This window comes from Streptosporangium sp. NPDC001681 (genome assembly GCF_040298085.1).
In the GTDB taxonomy this organism is placed as follows: Bacteria; Actinomycetota; Actinomycetes; order Streptosporangiales; family Streptosporangiaceae; genus Streptosporangium.
This window is the reverse complement of record NZ_JBEOZN010000057.1, coordinates 21,313-41,441: the sequence shown is the minus strand read 5'-3', so window position 1 is coordinate 41,441 and position 20,129 is coordinate 21,313. Positions and strand designations below refer to the sequence as shown.

General features: G+C 69.5%; 21 protein-coding genes. 9 read left to right on the top strand and 12 right to left on the bottom strand.

What is annotated here, in order from left to right; translation table 11 throughout:
- Positions 1–38 precede the first annotated feature (38 nt).
- Positions 39–1,937 (top strand): glycoside hydrolase family 15 protein, encoded by a 1,899-nt coding sequence (locus tag ABT130_RS24970; RefSeq protein ID WP_350959055.1) that lies wholly within the window; start codon positions 39–41, stop codon positions 1,935–1,937.
- A gap of 230 nt (positions 1,938–2,167) precedes the next feature.
- Here ABT130_RS24970 and ABT130_RS24965 read toward each other — a convergent pair whose 3' ends face one another.
- The 4 genes from ABT130_RS24965 to ABT130_RS24950 all read right to left on the bottom strand — a co-directional run bounded on the left by ABT130_RS24965 (position 2,168) and on the right by ABT130_RS24950 (position 4,613).
- Entirely contained in the window at positions 2,168–2,431 is a 264-nt protein-coding gene (locus tag ABT130_RS24965) for a hypothetical protein (protein ID WP_350959052.1), read from the bottom strand.
- A 223-nt stretch (positions 2,432–2,654) separates the two neighbouring features.
- The gene (locus tag ABT130_RS24960; RefSeq protein WP_350959049.1) at positions 2,655–3,356 is read right to left on the bottom strand and encodes a phosphatase PAP2 family protein; all 702 of its coding nucleotides are present in this window, start codon (positions 3,354–3,356) and stop codon (positions 2,655–2,657) included.
- A gap of 55 nt (positions 3,357–3,411) precedes the next feature.
- Positions 3,412–4,176 (bottom strand): phosphatase PAP2 family protein, encoded by a 765-nt coding sequence (locus ABT130_RS24955; protein ID WP_350959046.1) that lies wholly within the window; start codon positions 4,174–4,176, stop codon positions 3,412–3,414.
- Positions 4,177–4,229: 53 nt separating this feature from the next.
- Positions 4,230–4,613: a hypothetical protein gene (locus ABT130_RS24950; protein WP_350929740.1), complete on the bottom strand. Its 384-nt coding sequence runs from the start codon at positions 4,611–4,613 to the stop codon at positions 4,230–4,232.
- Positions 4,614–4,785: 172 nt separating this feature from the next.
- Here ABT130_RS24950 and ABT130_RS24945 point away from each other — a divergent pair, with 172 nt between their 5' ends.
- The 4 genes from ABT130_RS24945 to ABT130_RS24930 all read left to right on the top strand — a co-directional run bounded on the left by ABT130_RS24945 (position 4,786) and on the right by ABT130_RS24930 (position 7,456).
- Positions 4,786–5,256 (top strand): GAF domain-containing protein, encoded by a 471-nt coding sequence (locus ABT130_RS24945; protein WP_350959043.1) that lies wholly within the window; start codon positions 4,786–4,788, stop codon positions 5,254–5,256.
- 129 nt (positions 5,257–5,385) lie between these two features.
- The gene (locus ABT130_RS24940; protein ID WP_350959040.1) at positions 5,386–6,009 is read left to right on the top strand and encodes a GAF and ANTAR domain-containing protein; all 624 of its coding nucleotides are present in this window, start codon (positions 5,386–5,388) and stop codon (positions 6,007–6,009) included.
- A 96-nt stretch (positions 6,010–6,105) separates the two neighbouring features.
- Positions 6,106–7,191 (top strand): quinone-dependent dihydroorotate dehydrogenase, encoded by a 1,086-nt coding sequence (locus ABT130_RS24935; protein ID WP_350929744.1) that lies wholly within the window; start codon positions 6,106–6,108, stop codon positions 7,189–7,191.
- Between the two features lie 61 nt (positions 7,192–7,252).
- A complete protein-coding gene (locus ABT130_RS24930) occupies positions 7,253–7,456 on the top strand; it encodes a heavy-metal-associated domain-containing protein (protein ID WP_350929745.1) in 204 nt (67 codons plus the stop codon).
- A gap of 74 nt (positions 7,457–7,530) precedes the next feature.
- Here the strand turns inward: ABT130_RS24930 and ABT130_RS24925 are convergent, their stop codons facing one another.
- Positions 7,531–9,168, bottom strand: a complete 1,638-nt coding sequence (locus ABT130_RS24925) for a beta-N-acetylhexosaminidase (RefSeq protein ID WP_350959037.1) — start codon at positions 9,166–9,168, stop codon at positions 7,531–7,533.
- Between the two features lie 119 nt (positions 9,169–9,287).
- Between ABT130_RS24925 and ABT130_RS24920 the strand changes: the two genes are divergently transcribed.
- On the top strand, positions 9,288–10,826 hold the full coding sequence (locus tag ABT130_RS24920; RefSeq protein WP_350959090.1) for a N,N-dimethylformamidase beta subunit family domain-containing protein: 1,539 nt from the start codon (positions 9,288–9,290) through the stop codon (positions 10,824–10,826).
- Positions 10,827–10,833: 7 nt separating this feature from the next.
- On the opposite strand, the gene ABT130_RS24915 is transcribed toward ABT130_RS24920, so the two are convergent.
- The 3 genes from ABT130_RS24915 to ABT130_RS24905 all read right to left on the bottom strand — a co-directional run bounded on the left by ABT130_RS24915 (position 10,834) and on the right by ABT130_RS24905 (position 13,268).
- Positions 10,834–11,739: an N-acetylmuramoyl-L-alanine amidase gene (locus ABT130_RS24915; protein ID WP_350959035.1), complete on the bottom strand. Its 906-nt coding sequence runs from the start codon at positions 11,737–11,739 to the stop codon at positions 10,834–10,836.
- A 71-nt stretch (positions 11,740–11,810) separates the two neighbouring features.
- Positions 11,811–12,059, bottom strand: coding sequence for a hypothetical protein (locus ABT130_RS24910; RefSeq protein WP_030917491.1), 249 nt, complete (start codon positions 12,057–12,059; stop codon positions 11,811–11,813).
- A 123-nt stretch (positions 12,060–12,182) separates the two neighbouring features.
- Complete coding sequence (locus ABT130_RS24905) at positions 12,183–13,268, bottom strand: LacI family DNA-binding transcriptional regulator (RefSeq protein ID WP_451935509.1); 1,086 nt, start codon at positions 13,266–13,268, stop codon at positions 12,183–12,185.
- A 135-nt stretch (positions 13,269–13,403) separates the two neighbouring features.
- On the opposite strand from ABT130_RS24905, the gene ABT130_RS24900 reads away from it, so the two are divergent.
- Positions 13,404–14,093 carry a TetR/AcrR family transcriptional regulator gene (locus tag ABT130_RS24900; protein WP_350959033.1) on the top strand — a complete coding sequence of 230 codons (690 nt, stop codon included), beginning with the start codon at positions 13,404–13,406 and terminating at the stop codon, positions 14,091–14,093.
- 139 nt (positions 14,094–14,232) lie between these two features.
- On the opposite strand, the gene bldC is transcribed toward ABT130_RS24900, so the two are convergent.
- On the bottom strand, positions 14,233–14,436 hold the full coding sequence (bldC, locus tag ABT130_RS24895; RefSeq protein WP_013133571.1) for a developmental transcriptional regulator BldC: 204 nt from the start codon (positions 14,434–14,436) through the stop codon (positions 14,233–14,235).
- 318 nt (positions 14,437–14,754) lie between these two features.
- On the bottom strand, positions 14,755–15,612 hold the full coding sequence (locus tag ABT130_RS24890; protein WP_350929750.1) for a DUF8083 family protein: 858 nt from the start codon (positions 15,610–15,612) through the stop codon (positions 14,755–14,757).
- Positions 15,613–15,863: 251 nt separating this feature from the next.
- Here ABT130_RS24890 and ABT130_RS24885 point away from each other — a divergent pair, with 251 nt between their 5' ends.
- Both ABT130_RS24885 and ABT130_RS24880 read left to right on the top strand, forming a co-directional pair.
- The gene (locus tag ABT130_RS24885) at positions 15,864–16,967 is read left to right on the top strand and encodes a Glu/Leu/Phe/Val family dehydrogenase (protein ID WP_350959030.1); all 1,104 of its coding nucleotides are present in this window, start codon (positions 15,864–15,866) and stop codon (positions 16,965–16,967) included.
- Between the two features lie 150 nt (positions 16,968–17,117).
- A complete protein-coding gene (locus ABT130_RS24880; protein ID WP_030917477.1) occupies positions 17,118–17,351 on the top strand; it encodes a DUF3073 domain-containing protein in 234 nt (77 codons plus the stop codon).
- Positions 17,352–17,528: 177 nt separating this feature from the next.
- Here the strand turns inward: ABT130_RS24880 and purM are convergent, their stop codons facing one another.
- Both purM and purF read right to left on the bottom strand, forming a co-directional pair.
- On the bottom strand, positions 17,529–18,554 hold the full coding sequence (gene purM, locus ABT130_RS24875) for a phosphoribosylformylglycinamidine cyclo-ligase (protein ID WP_350929752.1): 1,026 nt from the start codon (positions 18,552–18,554) through the stop codon (positions 17,529–17,531).
- 43 nt (positions 18,555–18,597) lie between these two features.
- Entirely contained in the window at positions 18,598–20,043 is a 1,446-nt protein-coding gene (gene purF, locus ABT130_RS24870) for an amidophosphoribosyltransferase (protein WP_350929753.1), read from the bottom strand.
- Between the last annotated feature and the right edge of the window lie 86 nt (positions 20,044–20,129).

Genomic DNA, 20,129 nt, shown 5'->3' with positions numbered 1-20,129 from the left:
GTTCCCGAGCAGGGCGACCCGGGGGGAGAAAAGGGCTCATGACAGCGGATCCACCGGTGAGCGTGCTGGGCCACTCTCCCTTCCCGCCCATCGCCGACTACGCGTTCCTGTCCGACTGTGAGGTCACCGCGCTGATCGCGCCGAGTGGGAACGTCGAGTGGCTCTGCCTGCCCAGGATGGACTCTCCCAGCGTCTTCGCCGCCATCCTCGATCGGGGCGCGGGAGGCTTCAGGTTCGGTCCCGCGGATCTGAGGGTGCCCGCCGCGCGCCGCTACCTGCCCGGCACCATGATCCTGGAGACGAGCTGGGGCACGCCCACCGGCTGGGTCATCGTGCGCGACCTGCTCCTGGTGGGACCCTGGCACCACCACGAGGAGCTCTCCCACACGCACCGGAGGGCACCGACCGACTACGACGCCTCCCACGTGCTGCTCCGCACGGCGCGCTGCGTCAGCGGGGAGGCACAGGTCACGCTCGGCTGCGAGCCGATGTTCGACTACGGCCGCATCCCCGCCCGCTGGTCGTACACCGACAGGGGCTACCACCAGGGCGTCGCGAGGGCGGCGGGGCAGAGCCTGGAGCTCAGGCTCACCACGGACCTGCGGCTGGGGTTCGAGGCCGGCCGAGCGACGGCGCGCACCCTCCTCAAGGAGGGGGACACGCGCTTCTGCGCGCTGTCGTGGACCGTGCACGAGCCGCCGTACACCTTCGAGGAGGCCTACGAGCGGCTGGTGTGGACCGCCCACCACTGGCAGCACTGGCTCGCCAGGGGAAACTTTCCCGACCACCACTGGCGGAGCTACCTGGAGCGCAGCGCCCTCACCCTCAAGGGCCTGACCTTCGCCCCGACGGGCGCGCTCGTCGCGGCGGCGACCACCTCCCTGCCCGAGACCCCGGGCGGCAGCCGCAACTGGGACTACCGCTACTCCTGGATCAGGGACTCGACCCTCGCCCTCTGGGGCCTCTACACGCTGGGCTTCGACTGGGAGGCCGACGACTTCTTCTGGTTCATCGCCGACGTCGCGGAGCGGGACGAGGAACTCCAGATCATGTACGGCGTCGACGGTGAGCGTGAGCTGAAGGAGTACGTCCTCGACCATCTTCACGGATACGAGGGCGCCAGGCCCGTCCGGATCGGCAACGACGCCTACCAGCACCGCCAGAACGACGTCTGGGGCGCCGTCCTCGACTCCTTCTACATCCACACCCGGTCGCGGGACCGCCTGGACGAGCGGATCTGGCCCGTCCTGAAGCGACAGGTCGAGTCGGCCATCAGACACTGGCAGGAGCCCGACCGGGGCATATGGGAGGTGCGCGGAGAGCCACGGCACTTCACCTCCTCGAAGGTCATGTGCTGGGTGGCGATCGACAGGGGCACCCGGCTCGCCCTGCTCAGGGAGGAGTTCGAGCTGGCCGCGCACTGGCAGGCGATCGCCGACGAGATCCACGCCGACGTGTGCGCCAACGGTGTCAGCGAGCGAGGCGTGTTCAAGCAGCACTACGACTCCGACGCTCTCGACGCGTCACTCCTGCTCATCCCGCTGGTGCACTTCCTGCCGGCCAGTGATCCCCGGGTCCGTGCCACCGTTCTGGCCATCGCCGACGAGCTGACAGCCGACGACCTGGTCCTGCGCTACAGGACGGAGTACACGGACGACGGCATGTCGGGCGAGGAGGGCACCTTCACGATCTGCTCGTTCTGGCTCGTCTCGGCGCTGACCGATATCGGGGAGTACACCCGGGCCCGCAGGCTCTGCGAGCGGGTCCTCTCCTTCGCCAGCGCCCTCGGACTCTACGCCGAGGAGATCGACCCGGTGACCGGGCGCCACCTCGGCAACTTTCCCCAGGCGTTCACCCACCTGGCACTCATCAACGCGGTGATCCACATCATCCGCGCGGAGCGAGAGCAGTTCATCCCGACCGCCTGGCCGACGTAGCAGCGGTCAGACCGCACGCGGACGTGCGGGAGCACCCGAACGGCCTGGCTAGGCTTTCGGGTATGAACCGTCGGGTGATTGCGATAGTGGTGCTCGTCGGCCTGCTCGCGACGAGCGGTCTGTCGGTGGTGCTGGCCTGGGGACTCAGCGGCTGAACACGCGGGGCCGCTGAGTGGCCGAGCCGTCGCGTACGCCCCCCGACGCCGCGACCGCTCCCTCCGCGGATGTCGCTAGGCGACCACCATCGAGTTCTGGCCTGCGGGCTGTGCGTTCTGCTGAGGGGTGTGCGCGGGCTGCGGGTGCGCGACGGGCTGCTCCGCGGCGGGCTGGGGCTGCTGCTGCTCGGTGACCTGCTCGACGGGGGCCTGCGCGGCAGGGCAGCCGCAGTAGCCGTTGGTCAGGATCAGGCGACCTCGCTGTGCCGTGTAGGTGCGGGAGTCGGTGGCGAGGAGAACGCCCGTACATTTGACGCAGACGACGGACTGATGATCCATGGCCGGCTTCCTTCCTTGAGGGTAGCCGTCGAACGTCTCTCTGTCCGGCCGGCTGGCTGCTCGTGCCCCGCCGGAGAGAGGTGAATCTCCCTATTGGGGTTTCTATCTTACTTCGTAGCGCAGGGCGATCATTGAGCGACCCCAAGTGACAGATGTGAGACTTGGTGACGCTGCTTCATAACGGTCTCATGTGAAGCGATCCCGCGGGTGGGGAATGTCTCTCTCACCTCTCGGCTGATTCCTGGTACGACCGGGCGTCTCCCCGTGGTCTCGGGGCCTTCTCCCTCTCCCGCACCACCGGCCGGAACAGCAGCGCGTTGGCCGCCACCGCGATGCAGACCAGGCCGAGCAGGAAGCCCCAGCTCACGTCGCTCAGGTGGTGCATGCCGCGATACATGCGCGAGTAGCCGATGCCGAGGGGGATGCCCAGGCCGACCAGCCACCACAGCACGTTCAGGATCTTGTAACGGTGGGTGTGGACGGTCAGCACCAGGGCGACGCCGCAGTAGAAGGCGACAGCGGCACTGGTGTGGCCCGAGGGGAAGCTGGAAGTGGGCGGGGCGGGGTCGAGATGCTCGACGGCGGGCCGCTTGCGCTGGGCGAAGACGGTGGCCAGCAGGAAGATCGCCGACTGGGAGAAGACCGCCAGCGCGAGGAAGATCGATTCGTTCCAGCGCCTGAAGACCAGCCGGAAGCCGATGACGAGCAACGCGGTCGCAGTGATGATCACCGGGGTGTCGGACAGGCCCGACACCACGTCGGTGATCGAACTCCAGTAGGCGGTGCGGCCCTGGGCCAGCTGCTCGTTGACCCCCTGGTCGTTCGCCACGAGGGTCGTCGTCTGCAGGATCTTGGTGATGAGGAGTCCGACGCCGATCGTCAGGGCGGCCATGATGGCCAGCGGCACCAGGATGAGGCGCGTCACGCCTCTGAAATCCACCGACATTTTTGACATGGCGCGTCGGCTACCCCGAATGGCCTCACCGGAACGCCTCGGGTTCGATGCCCTCCATGGACGGCTCGACGGGTTTGCGGCCCTCTCCCCGGCGCCAGGCCTCGAAGCCCACGGCCGTCCCCACCACGACCACCACGCCCAGCGCGACCCCGGCGACGACGTCGCTGGTCCAGTGGACGCCGAGCGCCACCCGGCTGTAGGCGACGAACACCACGACGACCGCCGCGACGATCCAGGCGGCGATCCGGGAGGCCGGAGTCCGCAGGAAGGGCAGCCAGACGAGCACGAGGATGCACGCGCCCAGCGCGGCGCCCATCGCGTGGCCGGAGGGAAAGGAGGCGCCGGGCGCCGAGGCCACCGGATCGGGCAGGTCGGGCCGGGCGCGGTCGACGATCCCCTTGACCGCGAGGTTCAGCAGGCCGCCGAAGGTGGTCGTGGCGACCGCCCAGACGGCCAGCCGCGGCGCGCCCCGGTACCAGAGCCAGGCGGCGGTCAGCAGCACCAGCCCACGCCATGTCCAGGGGCCGAACACCTCGGTCGCCACGTTGAGGAAGGCCGTGTAGCCGGGGTGCTCCAGTGCCTGGGCGTGCAGCTGGAGGGCGATGCTCTCGTCGAAGCTCCTGAGCGGTGAGGAGGAGGTCTTCACGAGTACGAGCAGGACCACGAACGGCACCGTGAAGATCGCCACCGCCACCACCGCAAGCGTCAGGCGTATGCCCAGGCGCAGGTCGGCGGAGTTGTCATCGGGATTTCCGTGCGGCGATGACTCACCTTGGACAGTTCGGACCATCGTTCATGGCTACCCGATTTCCGGTGAATATTCTTTCCACTCCGGGTAAAGCCTCAGGCCGCGGGCCGGGATTCGCGCCGGGTGATCCAGCGCAGGACGTCGCAGTGCCGCCGCTCGGCCTCGGCGAGTGCCGCCTCGTCCGGGTAGGCGTCGAGGACGGCCCGTAGCTGCGGCATCTGCGCCGCGACGTCGTCCCACGCCTGGGACGGGTCGTCGACGCCGAGCTCGATCAGCGCGTCCAGATGCGCGGCGTAGGCGGTCCACCACTGCCGGCTCAGCTCGGCCAGAAACCCGCCGAGCCCGTCGAACTCCCGCTGGATCTCCTCCTCCCACCAGACAGGGAGTGTGACATCACCGGTTTCCGCGAGGTCGCGGAGCACGATGTGCGCCAGGGTGCGCCGCCGCCGGGCGATGGCCGAACGTGACAGGGTGTTCATGTATCCACCCTGCCGATCTCTGTTTGCCGAACGCTTAACGATGTGTTGACGGCGATATGCGGCCGGGGAGAGGAACCGCTTGGCCGGAGTCATCGGGCAGCACTAGGCTCTGATCCGCAGATCATTCCGCCCTGTGTCCGCGGAGCTACCTCGACGTGGAGGAAGCCCGCCCATGACACAGGTCCTCGAACTCTCCCGGCTCATCGATCGCACCCTCGGTGCTCTCGCCGACGTTCTCGGCGCCGACGGCGCGGCGCTCATGCTGATAGACGACCACGACCGGTTGCGAGCGATCGGCGGTTCCGACGACCACGGCCGGCGCCTGGAGCTGATCCAGGAGCAGATCGGTTCCGGGCCGGCCATCGAGAGCCTGGCCCGAGGGGAAGACGTCACGGTCGACGACCTGCGGGCGGCCAGACCCCTCGGGTTCCCCGGCGTGGCCGCGCGGGTCTCGGAGGTCCGTGCGGTGCTCTCGGTGCCGTTGCGAACCGAGGAACAGCTGATCGGCACCCTGAATTTCTACGACCGGATGAGCCATGAATGGCAACCCGCGAAAGTCCGGGCCGGAGAACGCCTCGGCGAGCTCATGGTGATGGTTCTCCAAACGCTGGCCAATAGAACTCCTATTTCTGGGCAGTCGTAGTGTGCATGTCAAGTAGCCAGGTCGACGCTGAAAGGCGCCCCACATATGACTCACATTGATCCGGAAGCGCTGGTCGCGAGTTTGAGAAAGCTCAGGACGACCTCGTCCGCCACAGGCATAGTCCATCAGTTGGAGCGTGCTGTGGACGTGGTGAACTCGCTGTTCGGGTATTCGGGTGCGGGGCTGATGTTCGCGGAGGAGGGCAAGGATCTTCGTTATTTGGTCGCCACCGACGATCCGGGGCGGAGTCTTGAGGGCGCGCAGCTCCATCTTGGTCAGGGGCCGTGCGTTTCCGCGTTTGAAGAGAATTGCGCGGTGACCTCAAGCGACGTGAGCGTCGATCCGCGCTGGCCGAAACTCGCCGACCGGCTCCACCCGGAGGTGCGGGCGGTGGCCGGGGTGCCCGTCCGGCTTGGCAGCGAGCCGGTGGGTACGTTGAACGTCTACCAGGCCACGGTTTACCAGTGGGACGAGTCGGACATTCAAGCCCTCTACGGCTACGCGGACGTGATCGAGCAACTGCTCGCCGCCGCGATGGCCGCCGAGGAGAAGAGCGCGCTGGCCGAGCAGCTCCAGTACGCCCTCGACTACCGCGTGGTCATCGAGCGGGCGATCGGCTACCTGATGGGAAAGCACGACCTGACCGCCACCCAGGCCTTCACCGGCCTGCGCAAGCAGGCCAGGGACAGTCGCCGTCGCGTCGCCGACCTCGCAGCCGAGCTGCTTGGTGAGGGAGCCGGAGAAATGCGGTGATCCTGCTCACGTCCCGGGGGTTGAACCCGGCGAATGCCCGCTGATCAGACACACCGGTGACCTGGTCGGCGCGAGCCGGCACTAACCTGATCGGTGATGTACAGATTCGTCTTCTCGCAGGTCCTCAGCCGCCTCGACGCGGAGGACGCGCACCATCTGACGGTGCGCGCGCTCCGTGCCCTCTCGGTCATGCCCGTGGTCAAGAGGCTGCTTCACCGCAGCCTCGCGCCGCGCGATCCCGCACTGCGCGTGCAGGCCTTCGGCGTGCACTTCCCCGGCCCGTTCGGGCTGGCGGCCGGCTTCGACAAGGACGCCGGCTGCGTGGAGGCCATGTCCGCGCTCGGCTTCAGCCACGTCGAGGTCGGCACGATCACCGCCCACGCGCAGCCGGGCAACGCCCGGCCCCGGCTGTTCCGCCTCGTGGGAAACCGGGCGATCATCAACAGGATGGGTTTCAACAACGCCGGAGCCTCCGCGGCGGCCCGGCTGCTGAGCAGGCCCAGGGGCGTTCCGGCGATCGTCGGCGTCAACATCGGCAAGACCAAGGTGGTGCCCGAGTCGGGGGCCGTCGACGACTACGTGACCAGCGCCAGAAAGCTCGCTCCACTGGCCGACTACCTGGTCGTCAACGTCAGCTCGCCCAACACCCCCGGGCTGCGCGACCTCCAGGCCGTGGAGCTGCTCGGCCCGTTGCTGCGGGCGGTGAAGGAGATCGCCGACGCCACCCCCAAGCGCACCCCGCTGCTGGTCAAGATAGCGCCCGACCTGGCGGACGACGATGTGGACGCGGTCGCCGACCTGGCCCTGGAGCTCGGTCTCGACGGCATCATCGCCACCAACACCACGATCAGCAGGCAGGCGCTGACCGGCGCGGAGCGTGACCGGGCTCAGCAGAGCGGCGGCCTGTCCGGCAGGCCGCTGAAGGCCAGGTCCCTGGAAGTGCTGCGCAGGCTGCGCGCGAGGGTGGGCGACCGCCTGGTGCTCGTCTCCGTAGGCGGCGTCGAGGACGTGGACGACGTCTGGGAGCGCCTGCTCGCCGGGGCCACGCTCGTTCAGGGCTACAGCGCGCTGATCTACGAGGGGCCCTTCTGGGCGCATCGCGTCAACCGCGAGCTCGCCCGCAGGCTCCGCCGTCACGGCGTGGTGGACCTCCGCCAGATAATCGGCCGTACCGCGGCCTGATCCGCCCCCGCCAGGGAGGCGATATACCCTGGGTGGGTAACCTTGGGGCATTGGAGGCACGATGAGCGTGATCACATACACCGTCACCGGCATGACCTGTGGCCACTGCGTGAGCTCGGTCAAGGAGGAGGTCGGCGAGGTCTCCGGCGTCACCGGTGTCGACGTCGACCTCGAAACCGGCAGGGTCGACGTCTCCGGTGACTCTCCCGACGACGCGGCCATCCGCGCCGCCATCAAGGAGGCCGGCTACCAGGTGGCGGGCTGATCCGCTGCCGGTTCTCTCCGGCCGACCGGGGCGGTCATGGGTCCTCCGCCCCGGCCCGCCCCGGTCGGCCGGGGTCAGAGGCTGGGCCGGGTCGAGTCGGCGTCGTGGGTCTTCTCCTCCAGATGCCTCATGGCCTCGTCCGCCCTGACGACCCCTGGCCGGTGCCGCCGATGGCCGGTACCGCCCAGCTGCCAGGGGTGCGGGCCGGCCGGCGGCCGGTACTCGACGCCGAGCGCGTCGAGGCGGCCCAGATGCGTCTCCAGCCGGGCGTCGAACCCGGCCCCGGCCGAGCCCGACCAGGTGACCTCGGCCAGCGCGCACCCCCGGGGCCAGGCCCGGTAGTCCACCGCGCGCCCGTCGGGCAGCCGCTCGCTCCACAGCTGGAACTGCGCCCCGAGCACGCGCTCCCGCTCCCCGGCCGTCCACTCCTGTGGCGCCGGGGCGAAGGCCGCGACGTCCGAGACGGTGATCGTGTCGCCGATCGCCACCGGCTCCAGCTCGGACGCGGCCTCGGCGTAGTCGAAGTACAGCGGGAAGACCGGAGTCTGCACCACGTCGTGCCCGGCCGCGGCGGCGCGCCTGGCCACCCCGGGGCCGCGCCAGGGCATCACGATCGTGTCGGGCCTGAGCATGCCGCTGACGAACGCCTCGTCCCACACCACGGCCCGGCTGCCACGTGTCGCCAGTACATCCGCCAGCCGGCGCAGGAACCAGGCGTGCAGGTCGGCGAGGCTTCCCAGCCCCAGCTCCGCCTGGAAGGCGACGATCTCGGGGGAGGCGGCCCAGTCGTCGAGCACGCATTCGTCCCCGCCGATATGGACGTACGGGGTCTCGCCCAGCGCCGCCAGGATCTCGTCGAACACGTCGGTCAGGAAGTCGACGGTGCCGGGCAGCGGGGCCAGGATCGCGGGGGAGATGCCCCAGCGCTCCAGCACCCGGAAGGGCTCGGGCCGCCGGCCGCCGGTGGCGCGGGCGTCCAGCTCGGGATAGGCGGCGAGGATCGCCGAGGCGTGTCCCGGCACGTCGATCTCGGGCACGACGGTCACGGCGCGGGCCCGCGCGTAGGCGCCGATCTCGGCGAGGTCGTCCAGCGTGTAGTAGCCGCCGTGCGGCACGTCGTCGAAGGCGAGGTCCTCCCGGTAGTAGCTGGTGACCGTGCGCGGGCGGTGCGAGCCCACCTCGTGCAGCCGCGGGTGCCTGCGGCTCTCGACCCGCCAGCCCTGGTCGTCCACCAGGTGCAGGTGGAGGCGGTTCAGCTTGTGCGCCGCCATGAGGTCGACCATCCTGAGCACCTCGCGCTTGGGCATGAAGTGCCGTGCCACGTCCAGGTGCACCCCGCGCCAGGAGAACCGGGGCGCGTCCCGCACCTGGCCGAGGGGGACGCTCCAGCCCGTCCCCGCCACCGTGCGGAACGCCGCGGCGGGGAGCAGCTGCCGGAGCGTCTGGCCCGCGTAGAAGGCCCCGGCGCGGTCTCCGGCCGCGATCCGCACGCCCTGGGCCGTCACGTCCAGGGTGTACGACTCGGCGCCGAGCGACGCGTCGGGTTCCACCCTGATCACACCTGCCCCGTCGGGACGCGGGTCGAGTACGGCGAGTGCGAGCCGTACCGCGTCGACCAGCCCGGCGGGGCCCTGGACACCGACTCCGGGAGAGAGCCCGAGGGAGCCGTCCACGGACGTGTACGCGGCAGGAAGCGGAAGGAGGTCAGTCATGGTTCGCATCATGCCAAACCCATCGGCGGATAAGCCTTTTACTTTGCCGATCCGGATCATGAGGCCAAGAACCATCCAAGACCGGCGGGGGAGGGCAGCGGAGGATCTTCCAGGTGGACATGCTGCTGCTCATGTTCCAAACGTCCTGGCATTCGGCCCGTACACCGCTGATGACCCTGATGGCGATACTGCTGGTCGCCGGATGTGGCGCCACCGCCGAGCGGCCCGCAAAGCCGCCCTCGCCCACTCCCTCGACGTCGGCGTCCGCGGTGCGGAGCGCCGGGGCGGCGGACGCCACCACGATCGAGAACGCCAGGCCGGGCACCCCTGACTGGCGAGTGCGCCACCGCGGCGCCGAGCACGAGATCGAGGGCTTCGCCGACCGGGTGAGCGTGCCGCCGGGAGAGAGCTTCCGGCTGTACGTCTCGACCACCGCCGACCGCTACACCGCCAGGGCCTTCCGCATGGGCTGGTACGGCGGAGCCGGGGCCAGGCAGGTCTGGCGGGCGAGCGGGCTGCCCGGCATGAGGCAGGCCCCGGCCAGGACGATCGCCGCCACCCGCACGGTGACCGCCGCCCACTGGAAGCCGGGCCCCGAGGTGGACACCTCCGGCTGGCCGGAGGGCTCCTACCTGATCAGGCTGGACGCCGCCAGCGGAGGCAGTCGCTACGTGCCGCTCACCGTCAGGTCCACCTCCACCAGGGGACGCCTGGTCGTCGTCAACGCGGTCACCACCTGGCAGGCGTACAACGACTGGGGTGGCCGCAGCCTCTACCGAGGGCCCGGCGGTTTCGAGGACAGGTCCCGCGCGGTCAGCTTCGACCGCCCCTACGACACATCGGGAGCGCGGCTCTTCCTGGACATGGAACGCGACGCCATCGAGGTCGCCGAGCACAGCGGTGTCCCGCTCGCCTATGTCACGAGCGCGGATCTCGACCGCGACCCGCACCTCCTCGACGGGGCAAGGGGCCTGGTCTCCCTGGGCCACGACGAGTACTGGTCGGCACGCATGCGCCGCACCGTCGAGGCGGCCCGTGACCACGGCACCAACCTCGCCTTCCTCGGAGCCAACGCCGTCTACTGGCGGATCCGCTTCGCCGCGACGCCTCTGGGCCACCGCCGCCTGGTCGTCTGCCACAAGGACGCCGCCGAGGACGCCCACACGGTCCTGTGGCGCGCGACCGGCAGGCCGGAGAGCTCGCTGACCGGCCCGATGTACGACTGCTTCCCCTCCGAGTCCGCCTACGTGGTCTGGCGTCCCGGCAACTGGATCTTCAAGGGGACCGGGGTGCGGCGCGGCACCACCTTCCCCGGCATGGTGGGGGTGGAGACCGACCGGGTCGGTGCGGGCGTGCCCCGCCCGATGGAGGTCCTGTCCGTCTCCCCGGTCGACTGCGGCGGACGCTCCACGGTCGCGCACAGTGCCTACTACACGGTGCCGAGCGGCGCCGCCGTGTTCTCCTCGGGCACGATGCGCTGGGTGTGCGCGATGCGGGGAGCCCGCTGCGGCCACGGCGTCACGGAACGGGCCGCCTCCTTCGTCCGCAGGGCCACGGCGAACATCCTGCGGGCCTTCGCGGCCGGTCCGGCCGCGCGCCGCCACCCGGCCGAGGACAACCTCGGGTCGCTGGGCCTGGCCGGTCCGGCGAGAGGCTGAGCGGGCCTCAGTGGGTCAGGTACTGCTGCAGCCCGTTGGCCAGGGAGAGCGCGATCTTCTGCCGGAACGCCGCCTGCTGGAACTTGGCCGCCTCGGTCGGGTTCTTCATGTTGCCGCACTCGACGAGGACCTTGGGAACCGTGGAGAGGTTCAGGCCGCCGAGGTCGTTGCGGTAGTCCAGGGCCGCCTTGCCGATGTAGGTGGAGTACGACAGGCCGGTGCCGCGCCTCATGGCGTCGCGCACGTCGATGCCGAGCCTCGCGGAGTCCTTGACCACCGGGTCGACCGGGCCGTTGATCTTCTTCGGCATGATCACGTGGAAGCCGTGGTTGGCGGGGCCCGCCCCGTCGGCGTGGATGGAGATCGCCGCGTTCGCCTTGGCCTTGTTGCCGATCGCGGCCCGCTGGGTGATGCACGGTCCGACGCCGTTGTTGTTCTGGCGGGTCAGCACCACCTTCGCGCCCCGGCTCTTGAGGATCTTGTCCAGGCGCTGGGAGACGTCCCAGGCGAAGGCGGCCTCGCTGTAGCCGTTCGCGGTGGCGGTGCCCGTGGTGTCGCAGGCCTTCCGCTTGGTCAGCACGTCGACCTGCTTGTTGATCTCCGCGGGGTGGCGGTAGTTCTGCCCGTTGTGGCCGGGGTCGATGACCACGACCTTGCCGCTCAGCGGTTTTCCGGCCGCGGTGGGACTCGCCGTGGAACCGCTCGCCGCGCCGGCCGCGGGGCCGGTCAGGGGGGCGGCCGTGTCGCCGGTCACGGGGCGGGCGGTCGTGGCGGCCGCCGGTGGGACTCCCACACGATCTCGCGCGAGGTCCGCGGTGCCGCCGCCGCAGGCGGCGGCGCTCAGGCCGCACAGGACAAGGGCCGTCGCGAGTGCTCTGCCGGTCACGCTCATCGCCCCCAAGTAGGTCGTCAACCACCCAACTTACGCGGCGCGACGCCATGGCTAGGCCGTTGTCGCGATATGTACCCGGCTGTCACCTTCTGTTACCAGGCGTGCTCGCCGACCTCCTGCTTCTGCAGGAGCGAGGCGAGTTCCCTGGCGTCCTCGGCGTCCAGCCCGAGGACCACGCGCGGGCGCCCCCACGGGTGGTCGATCGAATGGGCCACGTAACTGGCGACGGACTCGGCTCCGGCGTCTCCGCTGCGGCCCCGGGCGGCCCGCCAGTGCGCCCACGCCCGCTCAAGCTCGGCGGCGGCCCGCTGGGCGCATGACACCAGTTCTGGATCACGCATTGTTACCCCCCTCGTCTCGGCCAGAGTCAACACCGGCGGCACACCGGCGTTCGCGATGTTGACCTGATTTTGGGGAGTTGATGAAGCCTGCCTGGGCGTCCTGTAACGCTCCAGGCAGGCGCTTCAGCGCTCGGTGGAACTCGTGCTGTTCCGTACGACCAGCTGCGGCGCGACCTGGCGCAGGCGTGCGGCCTTGCCGGGGTCGCCGATCCGGTCGTTCAGCAGCGCGGCGGCGGAACGGCCCATGGCGCGGCGGGGCTGGTCCACGGTGGTCAGCGAGATCGGCTGGGTCCCGGCACGGTGGATGTTGTCGTACCCGACCACGGACAGGTCCTCGGGAACCCGCAGGCCCAGCTCGGCGGCCGCGGAGAGCACGCCCATGGCCACCAGGTCGTTGGCGGCGAAGATCGCTGTGGGCCGGGGGTCGCGGGTGAGCAGGCTGTGCGCGGCCCGCGCGCCGCCCTCCTCGCTGGAGGCCCCCTCCTCGACCATGATGTACGGGGCCAGGGAGTGCCTGCGCATCGCGACCAGGTAACCCTCGCACCGGAAGCGCCCGGAGGAGATGCCCGAGGCCTCTATGTGGGCGATTCGGCGGTGGCCGAGCTCCACGAGGTGGTCGACGGCCAGGCGGGCGCCGAGTTGGTCGTCGTCGACGACGATGTCCACGCCGCCGAGGTCGATGTCGCGCTCGCCCACCACGACCGTGGGCGTGTAGCCGGTGGCCTCGATGAGCGTGCCGCTGGTGGGCGCGATGCCGAGCAGGACGAGCCCGTCGACGCGCAGTTCGAGGAATGCCTCGACCGCCTCGTCCTCGAAGGCGGGGTCCCACTGGCTGTTGCCGATGAGGAGCCTCAGCCCGTCGCCGTGCAGGCTCTCCTGCAGGCCGTCCAGGAACTCGGCGTAGAACGGGTTGTGCAGGTCGGCGACGAGCGCCCCGACCAGATGGGTACGGCCCTCGACCAGGCTGCGCGCGACCGCGTTGGGCCGGTAGCCGAGGTCTCTGGCCGCCTGGAGCACGGCCTGCCTGCGATGCTCGCTGACGTGTGGCGATCCGCGCAGGACGAGCGAGACCAGTGATTTGGAGACACCGGCCCGTTCGGCCACATTGCGGATCGTGGGTCTCGGGCGTGGTCCGCACCCGTCGGATAAGACGGGCTCGGCGAACCCGCGGGCTCGGGTGACGGTGGTGTTGACCGGCGGTCCTGACATGGCTCTCCCCCGCGATGGTGGATGGGCACCTGTCACTCAAAACGATCGAGTTCCGAATGGGGTACGGCCTTTGGGGTAGGGAACTCCGATCTTGACCTCAACGCCGTGCGTACCGACTCCGATAGTCTGCACGGTGTGGGTTCGACATCCGGAGCCGCCGAACAGGCGAAACCTGCGGCGGGTGACGCGCGACCGGCGCGGCGCAGGCTCAGCGTGGACCGGCGCCGTGAGGAGCTCATGGCGGCGGCCCTGGAGCTGTTCAGCAGGCGGGACGCGGAAGACGTGTCGATCGATGACGTGGCCTCCGCGGCCGGCGCGTCGCGGGCTCTGGTCTACCACTACTTCGGCGGCAAGCAGGAGCTCTACGTCGCCGCGCTGAAAAGCGCCGCGGCCCAGTTGGAGGCAAGGCTCAAGCCCCACGAGGACGGCCGCCCGCTGGACGAGCTGGCTGGAGGGCTCACCCGATACTTCGACTTCGTGGAGGAGCACGCGGCGGGTTTCGCCGCGCTGCTCAGGGGCGGTCCCGCCAACCGCAGCGGCGACATCGGGGAAATCGTCGACTCGGTCAGGAACCGGCTGTTCATACTGATCATGAAGCAGATGCGGGTCGAGGAGCCCGGCCCCGCGCTCCGCATCACGCTGCGTTCCTGGATCGCCTCCGTCGAGACCGCGGGCCTCGACTGGCTGGAGCACCGCGACATCGAGCGGCCGACCCTGGAGCGCATGCTGGTCGACCACATGGTGGCGCTGCTCGGTGTGGCGGCCAGGCACGACTCGCAGGTCGGCGAGTTGCTGGACAACCTGCTCCGGGACCAGACGAGCTGATCCACGGCCCGGGAAGGACACCGGGCAGGTGGCTGGGGCGGCGCCGGGCGGGCGACGCCGCTCCCCATAAACCTGTGTGGCCTACGCGCTCACAGGGTGAGCGCGCACCAATCCCCCTAGGTCAGTGACGGCCCCCGTCTTACTCTGAGCGCTGCTGCGGAATCCCCGCGAGCAGCGCGCGAACCTCGGTCTCCCGGTACCGGCGGTGTCCACCCAGGGTGCGGATGGACGTCAACTTGCCCGCCTTCGCCCACCGGGTCACGGTCTTGGGATCGACGCGGAACATGGTTGCGACCTCCGCCGGGGTGAGCAGCGGCTCTGCCTCGGGTGTACGAGCTGACATTTGTGCGGCCTCTCCTCCATGTGGACCGGCGACAGCGATCCTGCGACTTGACGCTTGTCACGGATGTCCGCCTATGGCCATTGCGTGCGGCAGTTTGGGCCATATACGGCATCACCCGATGTGACCATACAGCCACGTAGAGCGATTGGCGAGTCTTTGAGTGACTCATCTCTCTTGTGCACGTGTTGTTGTCACGCTCGGTGATTCTAGCGACACGTTTCGTGGTATCGCAGTGAAAACGGCAAACTACTCAGTTCGTAGGTGCATCCCCGGTCATCGACGGACCTACTTACGCAGGTCGAAGGGATGATTTGCGAGTCAGTTTGCCGATTCGAGAAGTTGTATTGATCGCCAGCGGAGGATGACGCGCTGGTACATGGCGAACGCCAGTTCTTCCTCGCCTTTTTCCAGACCTGTCAGCGCCGCCGCGAGCTCCGCCACGGACTCGTCGGCCTGGAGTGTCTCGTCGTCCATGAGGTTGACGATGCCGCCGTAGTCGAGCTCGACCAGCGAATGCGGGTGGAACTCCTCCAGCCAGCGCGCCACGTCCTCGACCTCGGCGGTGATCGAGACCTCGCCGACCTGCCTCCTGATGATCTGCAGGGCACGGGCGCTGCGGCGCCTGGCGTGGGCCATGGAGGTGACGTAGATCAGATTGCGCGTGGTGGTCGTGCCCCCCTGGCTCCCGTCGCCGTCGATGACCAGCCAGCGCTCGTTGCCGTCGAAGGGGACGAACCACGAGGTCGGAACGTGCCAGGTGGAGCCGCGGATGTGCGTGCGCAGCGCGGCCGAGTCGGTACGGCGCTTGAACCGGTCGAAGTCGTCGGCGGTCTGCTCCGCGACGGCGGGTGGCACGAACCGCTCCATCAGCTTGGGCGGGGTCGCCCCACGGAAGCGTGAGAAGGCCAGCCACGACCTCAGCCTGCTCTGCCATGGGCAGACGTACAGGACCTCCTCCACGCGCCTCAGATAGGCGTTGGGGCTCTCCTGGGCGGGTGCCGGGGCCGGTGGGATCCCCAGGAGGCGCCGCACCGCCTCGCCGTGTTCGGCGTGGAGGGCGCCGGCTCGGCGCGGTCGGTCGGCCGCCTCGGCGTAGGCGGCCCACGAGACGCGTTCCGCGGGGGTGAACGCGACCAGTGGCTCGTAGACGCGGAGGTACGCGGCGTAGGGCAGCACGTCCGCATCGTGTCACGAACGACGGGCCGCTGTCCGTACCGGACCGGCTTTCGTGGCCGCCGTCCGGGCGACTCCTCCGCTCCTTCGAAGGCCTGACCGTTTCGAACGCGGGAACCACGGCGGCGAGGCGGCCTCCTCGTCAAGCGTGATGAGACCTTCGCGTGAGTCGTCCCGCTGCGGGCTTGTGGTTACGCTGAAGGCGATCTCCGCCGCAACGGAGCGGCGGGAACGGACGACTGGGAGTCACCACAGTGACCGACGTCTTCGGGCTGTCCCACAAGGACGCGGGCCCGGTAACCGGCCAGAACAGGCACGAGCAGGTCGTTTTCTGCTCCGACGAGCGCAGTGGCCTGCGGGCCATCATCGCCATCCACAACACGGCCCTGGGCCCAGGCCTGGGCGGCACCAGGTTCTACCCCTACGAGAGCGAGCAGGCCGCGCTGGCGGACGTGCTCAATCTCTCACGGGCGATGGCCTACAAGAACGCCCTGGCGGGACTCGACCTCGGTGGCGGCAAGGCCGTCATCATCGGCGACCCGGCGAAGGACAAGAGCGAGGCGCTGCTGCGCGCCTACGGCCGGTTCGTCCAGTCACTCGGGGGCCGCTACTACACCGCGTGTGACGTCGGCACCTACAGCGAGGACATGGACGTCGTGGCCCGCGAGAGCTCCTACGTGACCGGCCGCACGCTGGCCAACGGCGGAGCCGGGGACTCGTCGATCCTGACCGCCTACGGCGTTTTCCAGGGCATGCGCGCCGCCGCCGAGTACACCTACGGCACGCCGACGCTGCGCGGCAGGCGCGTCGGTGTCGAGGGCGTGGGCAAGGTCGGCCACCGCCTGGTCGATCACCTGGTCGAGGACGGCGCCGAGGTCGTGGTCTGCGACGTGAGCGAGGCGGCCGTGGAGCGGCTGCTGCGGCGTCACCCGCGGGTGGAGGTGGTCGCCGACCGGCTGGAGCTCACCGGATCCGACATCGACGTCTACGCGCCGTGCTCCCTCGGCGGGGCGCTGGACGACGAGACGGTGGCCCGCCTGCGCGCCACGATCGTCTGCGGCGGGGCCAACAACCAGCTGGCCCATCCCGGCGTGGAGAAACAGCTCGCCGACCGGGGAATCCTCTACGCGCCCGACTACGTGGTCAACTCCGGCGGGGTGATCCAGGTCGCGGACGAGATCGCCGGGTTCGACATGGACCGGGCGCGGGCAAAGGCCACCCAGATCTACGACACGACTCTTAAGATCTTCTCCACTGCGGCGGAGGACGGCGTTCCTCCGGCTGTCGCAGCCGATAGGCTGGCTGAGCGAAGAATGTCGGAAGTCGGGCGAATTAGGGGCATTTGGCTGGGCCACTAGCCCCACACGCCCATACGGCGTACCGAGCCGGGCGTAAAACGGGTACGGTTGTAGGCGAACGAGAGCTGGCGCCTCAAGTCAGGTGGCGTCAGTGCGTGGTGCGTTAGCGACGAGGGGTCGGGCACGACCCCACACGAGGGGGTCGAGCCAATGGGGCGCGGCCGAGCAAAGGCCAAGCAGGTCAAGGTTGCTCGCCAGCTGAAGTACAACAGCGGTGGCACTGATCTTGAGCGTCTTCGCGACGAGCTCGGAGTCAGAGACGACTCCAACCACAACGACGACTCCAACGACGCCTACGACGAGCTGGCGGATCGGTACGCCGATTACGCCGATGACTTCGGCTCCAAGGATGACCGCGACGACGGGACATCCGGGCGCCGCTAGGCGGGTTTCGGTTTGACGGTGAGCAGGGCACCCGGCGGTGAGCACATAGCGGCCGGGTGTCCTTCTCGCTGGGAGTCGACAATATGCGGCGCTCCGGTGGTCCGGGGCGCTTTTCGTGGTACTCGACTTATCCGGGATCTTCCCCGCCCCGGCCCGGGGCGGGGAAGATCCATCGGGTCATCGGAAACGTGCCTGGCCGGAGCCCTCGACGATCTCGCCGAGCACCCAGGCCGGAAGGTCACGCTCGCCGAGCAGCGCCAGGGCGGGCTGCACGGCCTCCGCGGCGACGATCGCGGTCATGCCCACGCCCAGGTTGAACGTGCGGTCCATGTCGGCCTGGGCCACCTGGCCGTGTCCGGCGAGCACCTCGAAGACGGCGGGCGGGGTCCATGACGAGCGGTCGAGCAGCGCGTCCAGCCCGTCGGGCAGCGAACGGGCCAGGTTGCTCGCCAGGCCGCCGCCCGTGATGTGCGCGTACGCGTGGACGTCGACCGTGCGGGCCAGCTCCAGGCAGTCGAGTGAGTAGATCCTGGTCGGCTCCAGCAGCTCCTCGCCCAGCGTCCGGCCCAGCTCGGGCAGTTCGGCCTCCAGCGACAGCCCGGCCCGGTCGATGATGTGCCGGACCAGCGAGTAGCCGTTGGAGTGCACGCCGGAGGAGGCCAGCGCGAGGACCACGTCGCCCTCGCGGACCCTGTCCCGGCCGAGCATCCGGTCGGCCTCCACCACGCCGGTGGCGGCACCCGCGAGGTCGTACTCGTCGGCGCCCATGGCTCCGGGATGCTCGGCGGTCTCCCCGCCGATGAGGGCGCAGCCCGCCAGGCGGCAGCCCTCGGCGATGCCGCCCACGATCTCGGCGATCCGCTCGGGAACGACCTTGCCGCAGGCGATGTAGTCGGTCATGAACAGCGGCTCGGCACCGCAGACCACCAGGTCGTCCACGACCATGCCGACCAGGTCGAGGCCGATCGTGTCGTGCTTGCCCAGCCGCTGGGCCAGCATGACCTTGGTGCCGACGCCGTCGGTCGACGTGGTGAGCAGCGGCCGCCGGTACGACAGCAGGGCCGAGGCGTCGAAGAGGCCGGCGAAGCCGCTGGCGTCGTCCACGACCTCGGGCCGCCGGGCCCGCGCGACCTTCGACCTCATCAACTCGACGGCGCGCTCACCCGCGTCGATGTCCACTCCTGCGGCCGCGTAGCTGGTCATGGGGCCTCTCTCGTCGGCCGGGCGGTCTGACTGCCTGACCTGCTCAATGCTTGGCCTCCAGCACGTATTTGCCCACGTTGTCCTGGTCGATCGGGATCGGGTAGTTACCGTCGAAGCAGGCGCGGCAGAGCCGGTCGGCGGGGATCGTGGTGGCCTTGGTCAGGCCCTCCAGCGAGATGTATCCGAGTGAGTCGGCGCCGAGCGAGGCGCGGATCTCCTCCACGCTGAGCGAACCGGCGATCAGCTCGGCCCGGGTGGCGAAGTCGATGCCGTAGAAGCACGGCCAGCTGACCGGCGGGGAGGAGATCCGGACGTGCACCTCCCTGGCGCCCGCCTCGCGCAGCATCTTGACGATCGCCCGCTGGGTGTTGCCCCGGACGATCGAGTCGTCCACGACGATCAGGCGCTTGCCGGCGACGACCTCCTTCAGCGGGTTGAGCTTCAGGCGGATGCCCAGCTGGCGGATCGTCTGGGACGGCTGGATGAAGGTCCGGCCCACGTAGGAGTTCTTGACCAGGCCCTGGCCGTACGGGATCCCGCTCTCCTCGGCGTAGCCGACGGCGGCGGGGGTGCCCGACTCGGGCGTGGGGATGACCAGGTCGGCCTCGACCGGGTGCTCGCGGGCCAGCATGCGGCCGATCTCGACGCGCGTGGTCTGCACGCCGCGCCCGGCGATCGTGGTGTCCGGGCGGGCCAGGTAGACGTACTCGAACAGGCAGCCCTTGGGTTCGGCGAGCGCGAACTTCCGCGAGCGCACGCCGCGCTCGTCGATGGTGATCAGCTCACCCGGTTCGATCTCGCGGACGAACGTGGCGCCCACGATGTCCAGGGCCGCGGTCTCGGAGGCGACCACCCAGCCGCGCTCCAGGCGCCCCAGGACCAGCGGGCGGACGCCCTGGGGGTCACGGGCCGCGTAAAGTGTCCGCTCGTCCATGAAGACGAGCGAGTAGGCGCCCCTGACCTGCGGAAGAAGTTCGGCGGCCGCGTCGTCGATGGACTGGCTGCGGTCCTGGGCCAGCAGCGACGTCAGCACCTCGGTGTCGGTGGTCGCCCGGGTGGACCCCGGGGCCAGACGCCTGGCCAGCACCGGGGTGTTGATCAGGTTTCCGTTGTGGGCGAGCGCGAGCCCGCCACCCTCGGTCGAGCTCAGCGTCGGCTGCGCGTTCTCCCAGACGCTCGACCCGGTCGTCGAGTAGCGGCAATGGCCGATCGCCAGGTGGCCGCGGAGGGTGCCGAGCACGGACTCGTCGAAGACCTGGGAGACCAGTCCCATGTCCTTGTAGACGAGGATCCTGCTGCCCTCGCTGACCGCGATGCCCGCGGACTCCTGACCGCGGTGCTGTAACGCGTACAGTCCGTAGTAGGTGAGTTTGGAGACTTCCTCCCCAGGAGCCCAGACCCCGAAGACGCCACATGCGTCCTTCGGAGGCCGGTCGTGGGGGTCAAGGTCATGGCTCAGATGGCCGTCGCCCTTCAACACATGCTTCATTCTAGGTCGGCTTCTTCCCTGCTCGCACCTAGGGTCCGTTCCGTGGCATGTCGCACCCTGACCGAACGATCATCGGTGTTTTGCCG

Bases quoted from the DNA above. Each gene is read 5' to 3' on its own strand.
- ABT130_RS24970 (WP_350959055.1), top strand. From the start codon at position 39: ATGACAGCGGATCCACCGGTGAGCGTGCTGGGCCACTCTCCCTTCCCG.
- ABT130_RS24965 (WP_350959052.1), bottom strand. From the start codon at position 2,431: ATGGATCATCAGTCCGTCGTCTGCGTCAAATGTACGGGCGTTCTCCTC.
- ABT130_RS24955 (WP_350959046.1), bottom strand. From the start codon at position 4,176: ATGGTCCGAACTGTCCAAGGTGAGTCATCGCCGCACGGAAATCCCGAT.
- ABT130_RS24950 (WP_350929740.1), bottom strand. From the start codon at position 4,613: ATGAACACCCTGTCACGTTCGGCCATCGCCCGGCGGCGGCGCACCCTG.
- ABT130_RS24945 (WP_350959043.1), top strand. From the start codon at position 4,786: ATGACACAGGTCCTCGAACTCTCCCGGCTCATCGATCGCACCCTCGGT.
- ABT130_RS24935 (WP_350929744.1), top strand. From the start codon at position 6,106: ATGTACAGATTCGTCTTCTCGCAGGTCCTCAGCCGCCTCGACGCGGAG.
- ABT130_RS24930 (WP_350929745.1), top strand. From the start codon at position 7,253: ATGAGCGTGATCACATACACCGTCACCGGCATGACCTGTGGCCACTGC.
- ABT130_RS24925 (WP_350959037.1), bottom strand. From the start codon at position 9,168: ATGACTGACCTCCTTCCGCTTCCTGCCGCGTACACGTCCGTGGACGGC.
- ABT130_RS24920 (WP_350959090.1), top strand. From the start codon at position 9,288: ATGCTGCTGCTCATGTTCCAAACGTCCTGGCATTCGGCCCGTACACCG.
- ABT130_RS24910 (WP_030917491.1), bottom strand. From the start codon at position 12,059: ATGCGTGATCCAGAACTGGTGTCATGCGCCCAGCGGGCCGCCGCCGAG.
- ABT130_RS24905 (WP_451935509.1), bottom strand. From the start codon at position 13,268: ATGTCAGGACCGCCGGTCAACACCACCGTCACCCGAGCCCGCGGGTTC.
- bldC (WP_013133571.1), bottom strand. From the start codon at position 14,436: ATGTCAGCTCGTACACCCGAGGCAGAGCCGCTGCTCACCCCGGCGGAG.
- ABT130_RS24880 (WP_030917477.1), top strand. From the start codon at position 17,118: ATGGGGCGCGGCCGAGCAAAGGCCAAGCAGGTCAAGGTTGCTCGCCAG.
- purM (WP_350929752.1), bottom strand. From the start codon at position 18,554: ATGACCAGCTACGCGGCCGCAGGAGTGGACATCGACGCGGGTGAGCGC.
- purF (WP_350929753.1), bottom strand. From the start codon at position 20,043: ATGAAGCATGTGTTGAAGGGCGACGGCCATCTGAGCCATGACCTTGAC.